General features: G+C 62.4%; 11 protein-coding genes. 4 read left to right on the top strand and 7 right to left on the bottom strand.

The window, feature by feature from the left end:
• Positions 1–2: 2 nt before the first annotated feature.
• The gene (locus J4E63_RS11310) at positions 3–3098 is read left to right on the top strand and encodes an efflux RND transporter permease subunit (protein WP_060742728.1); all 3096 of its coding nucleotides are present in this window, start codon (positions 3–5) and stop codon (positions 3096–3098) included.
• A 209-nt stretch (positions 3099–3307) separates the two neighbouring features.
• Here J4E63_RS11310 and J4E63_RS11305 read toward each other — a convergent pair whose 3' ends face one another.
• From J4E63_RS11305 to J4E63_RS11290, 4 genes are all read right to left on the bottom strand, one after another.
• Positions 3308–4156, bottom strand: coding sequence for a fumarylacetoacetate hydrolase family protein (locus tag J4E63_RS11305; protein ID WP_207282006.1), 849 nt, complete (start codon positions 4154–4156; stop codon positions 3308–3310).
• A 30-nt stretch (positions 4157–4186) separates the two neighbouring features.
• Positions 4187–4927, bottom strand: coding sequence for an SDR family oxidoreductase (locus tag J4E63_RS11300; RefSeq protein ID WP_207282005.1), 741 nt, complete (start codon positions 4925–4927; stop codon positions 4187–4189).
• Complete coding sequence (locus J4E63_RS11295) at positions 4924–6306, bottom strand: MFS transporter (RefSeq protein WP_207282004.1); 1383 nt, start codon at positions 6304–6306, stop codon at positions 4924–4926. Before J4E63_RS11295 ends, J4E63_RS11300 begins: the two co-directional genes overlap by 4 nt.
• 328 nt (positions 6307–6634) lie before the next feature.
• Positions 6635–7573, bottom strand: coding sequence for a LysR family transcriptional regulator (locus J4E63_RS11290; RefSeq protein WP_207282003.1), 939 nt, complete (start codon positions 7571–7573; stop codon positions 6635–6637).
• Between the two features lie 114 nt (positions 7574–7687).
• Here J4E63_RS11290 and J4E63_RS11285 point away from each other — a divergent pair, with 114 nt between their 5' ends.
• The 3 genes from J4E63_RS11285 (at position 7688) to J4E63_RS11275 (ending at position 11057) form a co-directional block, all read left to right on the top strand.
• On the top strand, positions 7688–8869 hold the full coding sequence (locus tag J4E63_RS11285) for a fumarylacetoacetate hydrolase family protein (RefSeq protein ID WP_207282002.1): 1182 nt from the start codon (positions 7688–7690) through the stop codon (positions 8867–8869).
• Between the two features lie 47 nt (positions 8870–8916).
• Positions 8917–10701: an IlvD/Edd family dehydratase gene (locus tag J4E63_RS11280; protein ID WP_060742734.1), complete on the top strand. Its 1785-nt coding sequence runs from the start codon at positions 8917–8919 to the stop codon at positions 10699–10701.
• A gap of 137 nt (positions 10702–10838) precedes the next feature.
• On the top strand, positions 10839–11057 hold the full coding sequence (locus tag J4E63_RS11275) for a tautomerase family protein (protein ID WP_207282001.1): 219 nt from the start codon (positions 10839–10841) through the stop codon (positions 11055–11057).
• A gap of 134 nt (positions 11058–11191) precedes the next feature.
• Here J4E63_RS11275 and J4E63_RS11270 read toward each other — a convergent pair whose 3' ends face one another.
• The 3 genes from J4E63_RS11270 to J4E63_RS11260 all read right to left on the bottom strand — a co-directional run bounded on the left by J4E63_RS11270 (position 11192) and on the right by J4E63_RS11260 (position 14846).
• Positions 11192–13414 carry a TonB-dependent siderophore receptor gene (locus J4E63_RS11270; protein ID WP_207282000.1) on the bottom strand — a complete coding sequence of 741 codons (2223 nt, stop codon included), beginning with the start codon at positions 13412–13414 and terminating at the stop codon, positions 11192–11194.
• Between the two features lie 110 nt (positions 13415–13524).
• Positions 13525–13929 (bottom strand): ParB N-terminal domain-containing protein, encoded by a 405-nt coding sequence (locus J4E63_RS11265; protein ID WP_060742736.1) that lies wholly within the window; start codon positions 13927–13929, stop codon positions 13525–13527.
• 26 nt (positions 13930–13955) lie between these two features.
• Positions 13956–14846, bottom strand: coding sequence for a CoA ester lyase (locus tag J4E63_RS11260; protein WP_060742737.1), 891 nt, complete (start codon positions 14844–14846; stop codon positions 13956–13958).
• Position 14847: the final 1 nt, after the last annotated feature.

Here is a 14847-nt window from a genome sequence, read left to right as displayed (position 1 = left end):
CCATGCCACAATTTTTCATCGACCGTCCGGTATTCGCCTGGGTCGTCGCCTTGTTCATCTTGTTGTCCGGTGTCCTGGCCATCCCCCAACTGCCGGTGGCGCAATACCCGGTGGTGGCGCCGCCACAAATCGAGATCTACACCGTCTACCCGGGCGCCTCGGCGCAAACCGTGGACGAAAGCGTGGTCAGCCTGATCGAGGCAGAACTCAACGGCGCCGACAACCTGCTGTATTTCGAATCCCAGAGCAGCCTGGGCAGCGCCACCATCACCGCGACCTTCCAACCCGGGACCAACCCGGAACTGGCCCAGGTCGACGTGCAGAACCGCCTCAAGGCGGTGGAGTCGCGCCTGCCGCAAGCGGTCACGCAGCAGGGCTTGCAAGTGGACAAAGTCTCCGCCGGCTTCCTGCTGCTGATCACCCTTACCTCCAGCGACGGCAAGCTCGACGACGTGGCCCTCAGCGATTACCTGGCGCGCAACGTGATGAACGAGATCAAGCGCCTGGACGGTGTCGGCAAGGCCCAGCTGTACGGGGCCGAGCGCGCCATGCGGATCTGGATCGACCCGCAGAAACTCGTCGGCTTCAACCTGACCCCGGCCGATGTCAATGCCGCCATCGTGGCGCAGAACGCCCAGGTATCGGCAGGCAGCCTGGGGGAATTGCCGAGCCGCAGCACCCAGGAAATCACCGCAACCATCGTCGTCAAAGGCCAGCTCAACACGCCGCAAGAGTTCGCCGACATTGTGCTCAAGGCCAATCCCGATGGCTCGACGGTGCGCATCGCCGACGTGGCACGGGTGGAGATCGGCAGCCAGGAATACCAGTTTTCCACGCGCCTGAACGGCAAGCCGTCCACCGCGGTGGCGGTGCAACTGTCGCCGGGCGCCAATGCCTTGAACACCGCGACCCTGGTGCGCAACAAGATGGACGAGCTGTCGCGCTACTTCCCGGCCGGCGTGGCGTACAAGATTCCCTACGACACCTCGCCGTTCGTCAAGGTCTCGATCACCAAGGTGATCTACACCCTCGGCGAGGCGATGTTGCTGGTGTTCGCGGTGATGTTCCTGTTCCTGCAGAACATCCGCTACACCCTGATCCCGACCCTGGTGGTGCCGGTGGCATTGATGGGTACCTTCGCGACGATGCTCGCGCTGGGGTTCTCGATCAACGTGCTGACCATGTTCGGCATGGTGCTGGCCATCGGTATCCTGGTGGACGATGCCATCGTCGTGGTGGAGAACGTCGAGCGGATCATGGCCCAGGAAGGCTTGTCGCCCAAGGAGGCCACGCGCAAGGCCATGGGGCAGATCACCGGTGCGATCATCGGCATCACGCTGGTGCTGGTGGCGGTGTTCATTCCGATGGCGTTCATGCAGGGTTCGGTGGGGGTGATCTACCAGCAATTCTCACTGTCGATGGCGACATCGATCCTGTTCTCGGCCTTTCTCGCCCTGACCTTGACCCCGGCGCTTTGCGCGACCTTGCTCAAACCGATCGCCCAAGGTGATCACCACGCCAAAAGCGGCTTCTTCGGCTGGTTCAACCGTGGCTTCGACCGCTTCGGCGACCACTATCAGGGGTGGGTGGCCTATGCGGTGAAACGCAGCGGCCGTTATCTGCTGATCTACGGCGTGCTGCTGGTGGGCATGGGCCTGTTGTTCAGTCGCCTGCCCTCCTCGTTCCTGCCGGTGGAAGACCAGGGCTACACCATCACCGACATCCAACTGCCACCGGGTGCGAGCAAAAACCGGACGGTGCAGGTGGTGGAGCAGATCGAAGCCCACAACGCCGGCGAGCCGGGGGTCGGCGACAGCACGATCATTCTCGGTTTCAGCTTTTCCGGCAGCGGGCAGAACGCAGCCCTGGCCTTCACCACCCTCAAGGACTGGTCGCAACGCGGCGCCGAGGATTCGGCGGCGTCGATTGCCGACCGCGCCAACCTGGCCCTGGGTCAAATCAAGGATGCCATGGCGTTCTCGGTGCTGCCGCCGCCCGTGGATGGCCTGGGCACCTCCAGCGGTTTCGAGTTCCGTTTGCAGGACCGTGGCGGACTCGGCCATGCCACCTTGATGCAGGCCCGCAGCGAATTGCTCGCCGCCGCCGAAAAAAGCCCGATGCTGATGAATGTGCGCGAAAGCGCCCTGGCGGAGGCGCCGCAGGTGCAACTGGAGGTCGACCGCAAGCAGGCCAATGCCCTGGGCATTTCCTTTGCCGATGTCGGCAGCGTGTTGTCCACGGCGGTGGGTTCGGCCTACATCAACGACTTTCCCAACCAGGGGCGGATGCAGCGGGTGGTGGTCCAGGCCGAGGGCGACCAGCGCAGCCAGGTCGAGGATCTGCTGAAGATCCACGTGCGCAACAACAGCGGGAAAATGGTCCCGTTGTCGGCATTCGTCCAGGCCCGCTGGACCCAGGGGCCGGCGCAATTGACCCGCTATAACGGTTATCCGGCGGTGAGCATTTCCGGCGAACCGGCACCGGGCTACAGCACCGGACAAGCCATGGCCGAAATCGAACGGCTGGTGGCCCTGGGGCCGACGGGCCTGGGCCAGGAATGGACCGGGTTGTCCTTGCAGGAACGCTTGTCCGGCAGCCAGGCACCGATCCTGTTGGGCCTGTCGTTGCTCGTGGTGTTCCTGTGCCTGGCGGCGCTGTACGAGAGCTGGTCGATCCCGACCTCGGTGTTGCTGGTGGTACCACTGGGTGTGCTTGGCGCGGTACTGGCCGTGTCGTTGCGCGGCATGCCCAACGACGTGTTCTTCAAGATCGGGTTGATCACCATCATCGGCCTGTCGGCGAAGAACGCGATCCTGATCATCGAGTTCGCCAAGAGCCTGTACGACGAAGGCCACGACTTGATCGACGCCACACTCCAGGCCGCACGCCTGCGCCTGCGACCGATCATCATGACCTCGCTGGCGTTCATCCTCGGAGTGGTACCGCTGGCGATTGCCACCGGCGCCAGCTCGGCGAGCCAGCAGGCCATCGGCACCGGGGTGATCGGCGGGATGATCACCGCCACGCTGGCGGTGGTGTTCGTGCCGGTGTTTTTCGTGGTGGTGATGAAGCGTGTCAGGCGGGTTGATCCGAAGTGAGGCCAGGCCGGGCCAGCGCTATCGCGAGCAAGCTCGCTCCCACATTGGGTCTTCAGCGAACACAATATCCGCGTGCATCCGGAATCCTTCTGTGGGAGCGAGCTTGCTCGCGAAGAGGCCAGCACAGTCAACCTCTTCATTGACTGTGACGCCGCCTTCGCGAGCAAGCCCGCTCCCACAGGGACCTGAGGGGGCAGCGAGCCCTGCGATCAGTCTGCCTGCACCGTGACCTGACGCTGTTCGCCCAAACCCTCGATCCCCAGGCGAATGGTCTGGCCCGGCCGCAGGAACACCGGTTCGGGCTTGATGCCCAAGCCGACGCCGGGTGGCGTGCCGGTGGAGATCACATCCCCCGGTTGCAGGCTCATGCAGCGGCTCAGGTAGGCAATCAGTTGCGGCACGCTGAAGATCAGCGTTCGGGTATTGCCGTTCTGATAGCGGTGTCCGTCAACCTCCAGCCACAGATCCAGCGTATGCGGGTCGGCGATTTCATCCCGGGTCACCAGCCAGGGGCCAAGTGGGCCGAAGGTGTCGAAACCCTTGCCCTTGTCCCAGGTGCCGCCGCGCTCCAGTTGCCACTCGCGTTCGGACACATCGTTGATAACGCAGTAGCCGGCGACATGCTCCATGGCATTGGCTTCGTCGATGTAGCGCCCGCCTTTACCGATGACCACACCCAACTCGACTTCCCAATCGGTCTTGAGGGAGCCGCGCGGGATCTGGATATCGTCGTTCGGCCCGCAGATGGCACTGGTCCATTTGTTGAAGATGATCGGCTCTTTCGGCACCTCCATATTCGACTCGGCCGCATGGTCGGCGTAGTTCAGGCCGATGCAGATGAATTTGCCGACCTGGCCGACGCAGGCACCGATACGCGGCTGGCCGGCAACGAGCGGCAGGCTGCGCGGGTCAAGGGCGGCGAGCGCTGCCAGGCTGTCCGTGCCCAGGACCTGCCCGGCGATGTCCGGCACATGGCCCGAGAGATCGCGCAGCTGATTGTCAGTATCCAACAGCCCGGGTTTTTCCGAACCTTTTTCGCCGTAGCGCAATAGTTTCATGTCGTGCTCCTGCTCAAGTGAAGACCGGGTTCAGATGCTCATGCCACCGTCGATGACGTGAATGGCACCCGTGGTGTAGGCCGATGCATCGCTGCCCAGGTACACCGCCAACTGGGCGATCTCTTCAGTGCTGCCGATGCGTCCCATGGGCTGGCGGTCGAGGAATTGCCGATAGACTTGCGCCTCATCGACGCCCTGTTGCACGGCCTGGGCGGCGATGCGCCGGCGCAGCGAAGGCGAGTCCACGGTGCCCGGGCAGATCGCGTTGCAGCGGATGCCCTGGTTGACGAAGTCGATGGCGACAGCCTTGGTCAGGCCCACCACCGCCGCCTTGCTGGTGGCATAGGCGAAGCGATTGGGCACGCCCTTGACGCTGGAGGCCACCGACGACATGTTGATGATCGAGCCGCCGCCACGGGCCAGCATGCCCGGCAGAAACGCGTGGATCATCCGATACATGGCCGTGACATTGAGGTCCATCGAACGCGCCCAGGCCGCTTCGTCGCATTGCAGTATGTTGCCGCTGTGCACGTAGCCTGCGCAGTTGAACAGCACATCGAGCCCGCCGATGCGCTCGCAGGCGGCGCTAATGGCGGCGGTCGAGGTAACATCCAGGGGCATGACGGTGACCTCTTCGATCCCCGCCAGTGCATGGATATCGATGTCCGTGGCGATCACCTCGGCCCCAGCCCGGGCGAAGGCAATGGCGCTGGCCAAGCCAATGCCCTGCCCCGCTGCCGTCACCAGCACGCGCTTGTTCTGCAGGTTCATGCGGCCTCCAGTTGCGCTGCCGTAGCGGCGTGCTTGGGGGGCCTGCCGAGCATCGAAGCGGGGATGGCCAGGATCAGCCCGCCGCTGACCAAAAGACACAAGGCCAGTACATAAGTGCCGTTGTTGATGTTGCCCGTGAGGGTTTCGGCCACGGCAGTGATCATCGAGCCGGTAAAGCCCGACAGGTTGCCGATGGCGTTGATCATGCCAATGCCCGCTGCGGCGGCGACCCCCGACAGCACGGTGCCCGGCAGGGTCCAGAAAATCGGCATCAGGCTGAGGATCCCCGAAGCGGAGACGCTGAGAAAGAGCACGGACAACACCAGGTTGTCAGCGAAGAAGGCACTGAGGATCAGGCCGACGCCGCCAATGAACGCCGGGATCGCCGCATGCAAGCGTCGCTCACCGGTGCGGTTGGAGTGCCGGGCGTTGAGCAGCATCGCCACCACCGCCACCGAATAAGGAATGGCGGTGAGCAAACCGATGTGCAAGCTGTTGGTGATGCCGGTGCTCTTGATGATCGAAGGCATCCAGAACGCCAGGCCATAGAAACCGGTGTTGAAGGTCAGCAGGATCAATACCAGCAACCACACCCTAGGGTTGAAGAACACTTCGCTCAAGCGCGTGGCCTTGCCCTGGTTGTCGGTTTGCAGATTGGCTTTGAGCAGGGCTTTTTCCGCGACCGTCAGCCATTTGGCTTTGTCGATGTTGTCGGCCAGGCAGACGATCACCACGAACGCCATGATGATCGACGGAATGCCTTCGATGAGCAGCATCCATTGCCAGCCGGACAGGCCATGCACCCCTTGCATGCTGTTCATCAGCCAGCCGGAGAGTATGCCGCCCAGGGTCAGGCTGACGGGCAGCGCCAGCAGGAATCCGGACATCACCCGGCTCTGCCGGTGGGTCGGAAACCAGTAGTTGAGGTAGAGGATCACGCCAGGGAAAAAGCCCGCTTCGCAGATGCCCAACAGGAAGCGCAGCACATAGAACATCGTGCTCGATTCGATGTGGAAGAAAGCCGCCAGCGGTACGGTGTAGGCCACGGCCATGGAGATCACCGCCCAACTGAGCATGATCCGGGCGATCCAGAACCGTGCGCCAAAGCGATGCAGCAACAGGTTGCTGGGCACTTCGAAGAGAAAATAGCCCCAGAAAAACATACTGGCGCCCAAGGCATACACCGTGTTGCTGAATTGCAGCTCGTTGAGCATGTCGAGCTTGGCGAACCCGATGTTCACCCGATCGAGGTACGCCGCCATGTAGCACAACAGCAACACGGGCAGGATCCGCCAGATCACCTTGCGGTAGGTCCGGTCTTCGAAATCCAGCTGGCCGGCTTGTGCCTGGGCGGGCAACGGCTCGGAGATGGTTTGCATGAGGTAACCCCTGATTGTTTTTATTGGGTCACGTCGAATGAGTGACTCATCCGGCGGTTGAACGAGGACTCTACTGTCGGGAATCGATTCTTTCCCAATGGCATTTTTGGATTAGTCGATAACGTATTGTTATCGAGGCTTGGGTTTGGCAAGGGGGGCTACTGCGTAGCCCAGCGGGAGCAAGCTCCCTCGCCACAGGGTTCAGTGCAGGCTGATCCGCCGCCATCGCGAGCAAGCTCGCTCCCACAGGAGGCGGGAGTGTCGCGGATCTTTCAGTCACCACGAAACAACGGTGGGAGCGAGCTTGCTCGCGATGGCGGCGGCACACTCAACCGCTCAGACGGGCGTTGTCCTTGAGAATCTCGGCGAACTCCAGCGCCGCGCCTACCAGCGGTTCGTCCTTTCGCGTGAGGATGCCGTAGTCCTGGGGCACCAGGTGCAACGGGGTATCGAGGGTCTTGAGCTGGCCGCTTTCGAGCAGCGGATCGACCATAGCATTGGGCAGCATGCCGATCATGGGCCCGCGTTGCAGCACCTGGAGGAAGGTCTGCATGGAAATGGTGTCGATGGTATTGCGCGGCATTCCCACCCCGGCCTCGGCGAAGGCCAGTTCCATGCGGGCACGGATCGGCGTGCCGACCGGGTAGAGAATCCACGGCAGGTCCACCAGTTGCTGCAGGGAGGTCGGCCCGGCGTTCGCCAGGGGATGGAGGTCATTGACCACGATGCAGAACGGTTCCGGGGCCAGAGGCTGGAAGTCGTAGCGCTGTTGCTGGCTTTGCTCGGTAAACCTGGCTACCGCCAGATCGAGTTTTTTCTCTTCAAGCATCTTCATCAGATGGTTGCTGGTCTGCTCCACCACCTCGATGGACAGCAAGGGCCAGCGTTGCTTGATCTGCAGGATCGCCTCAGGCAAGGCCACCGCCGTCGCGGCAAAAATACCGCCGACCTTGAGGTAGCCATGGCCACCTTCGCGCAGGCTGCTGATTTGCTCGACGAACGAACGGGCATCGTTCAAGGCGATCTGCGCGTAACGCAGCACATGTTCGCCCAATGCGGTGGGCGGCATGCTCCGGGAGCGGCGCTCGAACAGGGCGAAGCCGAGCAGGCTTTCGATTTCCTTGAGCATCTTGCTCACGGCGGGCTGGCTGAGGTTCATCTGCTCGGCCGCCAGATGCATGTTGCAGGTTCGCCCCAAGGTATCGATCAACAGCAGATGGCGGAATTTGAGCCAGCCGCAGAAGCTGGAGAAAGACAGATCGGACATGGGCAATCCTCGACGATGCAATAACCGGACGTTATCAGATACTGAATATATCTCATTGGAGTTCATCAACCGCGGGCCCTAGCTTGAAAGCTTTACGAACCCGGAAGACTGCCCATGTCACTGATGCTTACTCCCGAGAACACCCTGCCCGTCGATGGCGTCGCCGGCACCCTCATCGGTCGTGCCTGGGTGCCTGGCCGTGTCGCCGGACCTTCACCCGTCGTGTTGCGCAGCGATGGGGTGTTCGACCTGTCGGACCGTTTCGCGACCTTGAGCGATTTGCTGGAAACGTCCTCACCGTTGGCGGAAGTCAGGCAAACGCCCGGCATTTTCATCGCCAGCGTCGAAGCGCTGCTGGCCAACACCGGCATTCATGCCGACCCGGCCAAGCCATTTCTGTTGCCGCCGCTGGACTTGCAAGTGATCAAGGCCGCCGGCGTGACCTTCGCCGCCAGCATGATCGAGCGAGTGATCGAGGAACAGGCCGGCGGCGATGCGGCAAGGGCCGAGGCGGTACGCGCCACCGTGCACAGCGTGATCGGCGATAACCTGCGGGCGATCGTGCCGGGTTCCGAGCAAGCCATACGCCTGAAAGCCTTGCTCATCGAACAGGGCATGTGGTCGCAGTACCTGGAAGTCGGTATCGGCCCGGATGCGGAGATCTTCACCAAGGCACCGGTCCTGTCCGCCGTGGGCAGCGGCAGCCAAATTGGCATTCATCCGGTATCGCAATGGAACAACCCGGAACCGGAAGTGGTACTGGCGGTAAACAGCCGTGGCCAGATCCACGGCGCCACCCTGGGCAACGATGTCAACCTGCGAGACATCGAAGGCCGCAGCGCGCTGTTGCTGAGCAAGGCCAAGGACAACAATGCGTCCTGCGCCATCGGGCCGTTCATTCGCCTGTTCGACGAACACTTCAGCCTGGATGACGTACGCGCCTGCGTGGTCGACCTCCAGGTACAAGGCGAAGATGGCTACCGCCTGCACGGTTCGAGTTCCATGAGCCAGATCAGCCGTGACCCGCAGGACCTGGCAAGCCAGACACTCAACGCCAACCACCAATATCCGGATGGTTTTGTGCTGTTTCTCGGTACCCTGTTCGCCCCCACCGAAGACCGTGACCATCCCGGCAGTGGTTTCACCCACAAGCGCGGGGACCGGGTCAGCATCAGCAGCCCCTTGCTCGGCAGCCTGCATAACCAGGTGACCCACAGCTGCGACGCCGCCCCCTGGACCTTTGGCGTCAGCGCCTTGTTGCGCAACCTCGCTGCCCGCGGACTGCTGGGCCGCTGACGCTACGACCGTGACCGATTCATCCAATTACAAGAGAGACATGAATCATGAGTGACACGCCTGAACGCCGCCTGCGCAGCGAACAATGGTTCAATGACCCGGCTCATGCGGACATGACCGCCCTGTATGTCGAACGCTACATGAACTACGGCATGACCCGCGAAGAGCTGCAATCAGGACGCCCGATCATCGGCATCGCCCAGACCGGCAGCGACCTGACCCCCTGCAACCGTCATCACCTGGAACTGGCCCAACGGGTCAAGGCCGGCATCCGTGACGCCGGTGGCATCCCCATGGAGTTCCCGGTGCACCCGATCGCCGAACAGTCACGGCGCCCCACCGCTGCCCTGGACCGCAACCTGGCCTACCTGGGGCTGGTGGAAATCCTCCACGGCTACCCGTTGGACGGCGTGGTGCTCACCACCGGTTGCGACAAGACCACGCCTGCCTGCCTGATGGCGGCGGCGACCACCGACTTGCCCGCCATTGTCTTGTCCGGCGGACCGATGCTCGACGGCCATCACAAGGGCGAGTTGATTGGCTCGGGCACCGTGCTCTGGCATGCGCGCAACCTGATGGCCGCCGGCGAGATCGATTACGAAGGCTTCATGGAAATGACCACTGCGGCATCGCCATCGGTGGGTCACTGCAACACCATGGGCACCGCCTTGTCGATGAACGCCCTGGCCGAAGCCCTGGGCATGTCGCTGCCCGGTTGCGCGAGCATTCCGGCGCCCTATCGCGAGCGCGGGCAAATGGCCTATGCCACCGGCAAGCGCATCTGCGAGCTGGTGCTGCAAGACATTCGTCCGTCACAGATCATGACCCGCCAGGCCTTCGAGAACGCCATCGCCGTCGCCTCGGCCCTGGGTGCTTCGAGTAACTGCCCGCCGCACCTGATCGCCATCGCCCGGCATATGGGCGTCGAACTGAGCCTGGATGACTGGCAACGGATTGGCGAGGACGTGCCGCTGCTGGTCAATTGCATGCCCGCGGGCAAGTACCTGGGTGAAGGTTTCCATCGGGCCGGCGGTGTGCCCTCGGTCATGCACGAACTGCAAAAAGCCGGACGCCTGCACGAAGACTGCGCCACGGTCAGCGGCAGGACCATCGGCGAAATCGTCAGCAGCAGCCTGACCAGCAACGCCGACGTGATCCATCCCTTCGACACCCCGCTCAAGCACCGCGCCGGCTTCATCGTGCTCAGCGGCAATTTCTTCGACAGCGCGATCATGAAGATGTCGGTGGTGGGCGAAGCGTTTCGCAAGACCTACCTCTCCGAGCCCGGTGCCGAGAACAGTTTCGAAGCCCGGGCCATCGTGTTCGAAGGACCGGAGGATTACCACGCCCGCATCGACGATCCGGCGCTGGACATCGACGAGCGCTGCATCCTCGTCATTCGCGGTGTCGGCACCGTGGGCTACCCCGGCAGTGCCGAGGTGGTGAACATGGCCCCACCGGCCGCGCTGATCAAACAGGGCATCGACTCCCTGCCCTGCCTGGGCGACGGTCGCCAGAGCGGCACCTCGGCGAGCCCATCGATCCTCAACATGTCCCCTGAAGCAGCCGTGGGCGGCGGCCTGGCGTTGCTGCAAACCAACGACCGGCTGAAAGTGGACCTGAATACACGCACCGTGAACCTGCTGATCGACGACGAAGAGATGGCCCGGCGCCGACTCGAATGGACACCGAACATCCCACCGTCGCAAACGCCTTGGCAGGAACTGTACCGGCAACTGGTCGGGCAATTGTCCACCGGGGGATGCCTGGAGCCTGCCACGCTGCATCTGCGCGTGATCGCCCGCAGTGGCGAGCCGCGTCATTCGCACTGAGTCCAAGCGGCCGATTGTTCACGTACGTTGAATTCAGATGCCAATCCAGAAGGATTTATTCCACGGGCATAAAGGAGAAAGATGCGCGCCAGGGGCCATCGCCCCTGGCGAATCTTTCACACCTACGGAGTCGATCCATGCCATTTGCCAACTACAAATTTCCCGAAGGAATCCTGGACCACACCCGCAAGGAAGAGATCATCCATCGCACCACGGAAATGTTCGTCGAATACTTCGGCGAAGGGGTCCGTCCATTCACCATGGTCCTGGTCGAAGAGGTGGCAGACGGTGGCTGGGGGCGCGCCGATGAAACGCTGACGCTGGCGAAAATGGGGCTGCCTGCCAAAGGCCAATAATGCTGTTCGCTTAAGGTTTGTCTGGCCACAGGTTCATCGTTTTTCCTAAGTGAACAGCATTACCTTATATAGAAGAGATCGGGAAAGAAAAGTGAGAGGGGTGACCCTGTGCTAGAGCCACCCCTCGCCATGCCTCAGAAATCCACCGTGGCCGACAACTGCAATGTGCGCGGCGAGCCTGGAGAGAAGGCACCGTACGAGGCGACACCCGACCAGTACTCGCGGTCAAAGACGTTCTGGACCGTGGCCCTGAAAGTCGTCGGTCGACCTTCGATCTTGGTGGCGTAGCGAGCGCCCGCATCGAAACGGGTCCAGGCATCCAGCTCCTGGGTGTTGGCCTGGTTCACGTATTGGCTGCTGGTGTAGATCGCGCCGCTGGTGAGGGTAAAGCCTTCCACCCACGGGGTGTCCCATTCGGCCCACAGGTTGGCTTGCACGTCTGGCACACCCACCGGCTTATTGCCACGGTTGGCCGCGGTGGCGGAATCCGTCAGCTCACCGTCGAGCAATGTCACGCCACCCATCAAGCGTGTGCCGGGGGCCACTTCGCCGAACACGCTCAGCTCCACGCCACGGTTGCGCTGTTCGGCCTGCACCGAGAAAACATTGTTCGCACCGAGTTCGCCACTGGGCTTCTCGATCTGGAACAGCGCCAAGGTGGTCATGAACGTGCCGTGCTCGTACTTGACGCCCATCTCGTGCTGCTTGGATTCATAAGGTGCAAACGTTTCGCCGGGATTGCTCGCGTTGGCTGGCGCGGCGTCACCTTTACTCAGCCCCTCGACATAGTTGTAGTACAGCGACACGTCCTCCCAGGGTTTGACCACCACGCCGACCATCGGGGTCGTAGCACTGTCGTCATAACGGGAACTGACCGAGCCAGTCTCGCTGTAATTGCGTGACTCGACGTTCTGCCGGCGCAACCCCAGGGACAGTTGCAGACGGTCATCCAGTACCGACAAGGTGTCGGTCAAGGCGAAACCGGACAATTGCGACTCGGAAACCCGCAGCACCTTGGGTGCATTGATGGCCGGCTTGGGCACGTCCACCGGGTGATAGATGTTCGAGGGGATATCTGCCCCCCGGTTGATGCCCCGGGACAGCTCATCCTGATAAGTGCTCGCCATCAGCGTGGTCGTGTGGCTGACAGGGCCGGTGTCGAATATCCCGCGGATCCCCACGTCGGCTGTCGAACGGTCCACGTTGAATTTGTAGTACCCCGGCCTGTTGCTGATATCGCCTGCACTATTGATGATATCTGGCACCTGGTCGGACATTCGCTTGACGTCCGAACGACCGCCACCGGCGTGGGCAAACACCGTGACCGCGTCCGTCAGGTCGTATTCGCCACCCAGCAACGCCGACTGTTCCTTGGTGTCGGACCAACCCCATTTCTGTGAAGCATTGGTACGACCGTTGGGGGCGGATGGAATTTCAACGCCACGCGCGACAGTGAAGGGCCGCGAGGCACCCTCAAAGCTTTCTTTCTGGCTGATGAAGTCGAGGTTCAAGCGCAAACGCTCGCCCCGATAATCCAGGGCGATAGCACCGATGTTGAGCTCGCGTTCCTGGTCGTCGATGGCCGTGTCGCCACCCTGGAGGCTGCCGTTGAAGCGCACGCCGAACTGGTTTTCCGAGCCGAATCGACGGCTGACATCCAGGTGCCCGCCCACTTGTGAATCGGACGCGTAGCTGCCGGTAAAGCGCGTCAGGTCTTCGTCCAACGGACGCTTGGGAACGATATTGATCACCCCGCCCACCCCGCTGTTCGGAGACATGCCGTACATCAGCGCACCCGGCCCCTTGAGCACTTCGACCCGTTCGGCGTAGTCGGTGAACACCCGATAGTTGGGTGCCACGCCGTATACGCCGTCGTAGGCCAACTCGCCGAGGTTGCCCTCGCCGATGGGAAAACCACGGATGAAAAACGAATCGACGATGCCGCCCACCTGCCCCGTCGAGCGCACCGAAGGGTCTCGTTGCAGGGCGTCGGCCACGGTCACGGTTTGCAGGTCGGCCAGGGTCTTTTCGGTGTAGCTGGTCACGCTGAACGGCGTGTCCATCACGTCCTTGTTGCCCATCATCCCCAAGCGTGCACCGCGCGCCACCTGACCGCCGGCCAGCACGGGCGGTAGTGCGCCTGGGTCGTTGTGGGTGCCGCTGATGGTGGTGGCGTCAAGAGTCAAGCCTTGCCCGTTGCCCGTGGAGGCGTCCTGGGTTGTATCGGCGGCAGGCGCCTGTTCGGGGGTTGCCGCCCAGGCGGTGGCGCTTCCTGCGACCAGAATGAAACTCAGCGTGGCGTTACGAATCGCGAGAGATAACGCAGACTCACCACAAGGTCGACGTGCAACAGACATGGCTTAAGGATCCTTTCCAACGAGAGAAAATGGTAATCACTCCTATTGCCAGTCGACCTGCGGAAAAGTATCACCTCCTGGGGATTATTTTTCAGACTGCGCCGGATCCCTCAGGCATACAGGCGCTCCAGCGGTATCGCGACGACGGGCAGGGCCGGGTCGAATGCGTGCCGCGTGGTCTTGTAGGGGAACAGCTCGCCCCGGGCGATGGTGCTGAAAATCCGCGCCACCTCGAACGCCTTGCCGGTCTGCCAATGCCGCACACACACCCGCGGATCCGCGTAGTCGAGCTGGATGCACGGGACCCGCTTCAAGCCCAATTGCAACGCCGCGTTGAAGCGATGATTGCCGTCCATCACGATGCCTCGCGAACGCTCGACGATGATCGGTTCCAGCCAATGCCCGGCACGGATGATCGACTCCCGCAGCCATTGCACATTGGCCGGATCGACGTGCTCCGATTGCAGCACTTCGCACAGCGGGCGCAGCGCAATCTGATAACCCTGGTGTTCCATGGCGAATCTCCTGGTCGGCAGCGGGTTCAGCAGGCGTCCGCCTTGGCGGGCACCGCGTAGAGGCTGGCCACGTCCAGCAGGCGCTGGGCATGTTCGATGAGCGGCAGATCCACCATCTCGCCGTCCACCTGCACCGCATGGGAGCCGCTGGCCACGGCACGCATCACGCGATCGGCCCAGGCCAGCTGACCCGCATTGGGCAGGAAAGCCCGCTGGACCGTGTTCAATTGCGCGGGATGGATACACAGCTTGGCGCCAAAGCCCAGGGACCTTGCGTAATGCGCATCGTGATTGACCATCGCCAGGTCGCTGATGGCCGGTGTCACACCATCGATCGGCGCAGGCAAACCGGCCGTGCGCGATGCCAGCACGATCCGATTGCGGGCGAACAGAAACGCCTCGGGCACCTGGCTGCAGTTGATGTCGAGGGAAAAATCCAGCGAACCGAACGCCAGGCGCGACAGCCCGGCAATGCCGGCAATCGCCTCGACCTGCTGCAAGCCCTTGGCCGTCTCGATGATGGCGACGATCTGCAACTCGGGCTGCCACGCCAACAACTGCTCGACCACTTGGCACAAGGCCTCGCCGTACTGCGCCTTGGGCAAGAAAATCCCCGCGCAACGCTCGGGATAGCGCATGTCTCCCAGCCATGTCAGGTCTTGGCGCAGGAAGGTGCTGTCAACGCTGTTCAGGCGGATGTAGCGCTGGCAAGCAACACTCGGCACGCTTTCCTGCCAAGCCCAAATGGCCGCTCGAGCCGCGGCTTTGCTGTCGGGATGAACGGCATCCTCGAGGTCGAGAATGATCGCATCCGGTGTCGCGTCGACCGCCTTGGCGAACCGTTCGGGGCGGTTGCCGGGAACGAACAGGTAGCTGATGGGAAGCGTGGCGACGGTATGGGGGCGTTCAGTTGTCATG

Source organism: Pseudomonas sp. FW300-N2F2 (genome assembly GCF_017351655.1).
Classification (GTDB): domain Bacteria; phylum Pseudomonadota; class Gammaproteobacteria; order Pseudomonadales; family Pseudomonadaceae; genus Aquipseudomonas; species Aquipseudomonas fluorescens_AA.
Note: the sequence above shows the minus strand (reverse complement) of the source record. Positions and strands in the feature narration are given on the sequence as shown.

Bases quoted from the DNA above. Each gene is read 5' to 3' on its own strand.
- J4E63_RS11300 (WP_207282005.1), bottom strand. From the start codon at position 4,927: ATGAACCTGCAGAACAAGCGCGTGCTGGTGACGGCAGCGGGGCAGGGC.
- J4E63_RS11285 (WP_207282002.1), top strand. From the start codon at position 7,688: ATGTCACTGATGCTTACTCCCGAGAACACCCTGCCCGTCGATGGCGTC.
- J4E63_RS11280 (WP_060742734.1), top strand. From the start codon at position 8,917: ATGAGTGACACGCCTGAACGCCGCCTGCGCAGCGAACAATGGTTCAAT.
- J4E63_RS11310 (WP_060742728.1), top strand. From the start codon at position 3: ATGCCACAATTTTTCATCGACCGTCCGGTATTCGCCTGGGTCGTCGCC.
- J4E63_RS11290 (WP_207282003.1), bottom strand. From the start codon at position 7,573: ATGTCCGATCTGTCTTTCTCCAGCTTCTGCGGCTGGCTCAAATTCCGC.
- J4E63_RS11270 (WP_207282000.1), bottom strand. From the start codon at position 13,414: ATGTCTGTTGCACGTCGACCTTGTGGTGAGTCTGCGTTATCTCTCGCG.
- J4E63_RS11260 (WP_060742737.1), bottom strand. From the start codon at position 14,846: ATGACAACTGAACGCCCCCATACCGTCGCCACGCTTCCCATCAGCTAC.
- J4E63_RS11275 (WP_207282001.1), top strand. From the start codon at position 10,839: ATGCCATTTGCCAACTACAAATTTCCCGAAGGAATCCTGGACCACACC.
- J4E63_RS11305 (WP_207282006.1), bottom strand. From the start codon at position 4,156: ATGAAACTATTGCGCTACGGCGAAAAAGGTTCGGAAAAACCCGGGCTG.
- J4E63_RS11265 (WP_060742736.1), bottom strand. From the start codon at position 13,929: ATGGAACACCAGGGTTATCAGATTGCGCTGCGCCCGCTGTGCGAAGTG.
- J4E63_RS11295 (WP_207282004.1), bottom strand. From the start codon at position 6,306: ATGCAAACCATCTCCGAGCCGTTGCCCGCCCAGGCACAAGCCGGCCAG.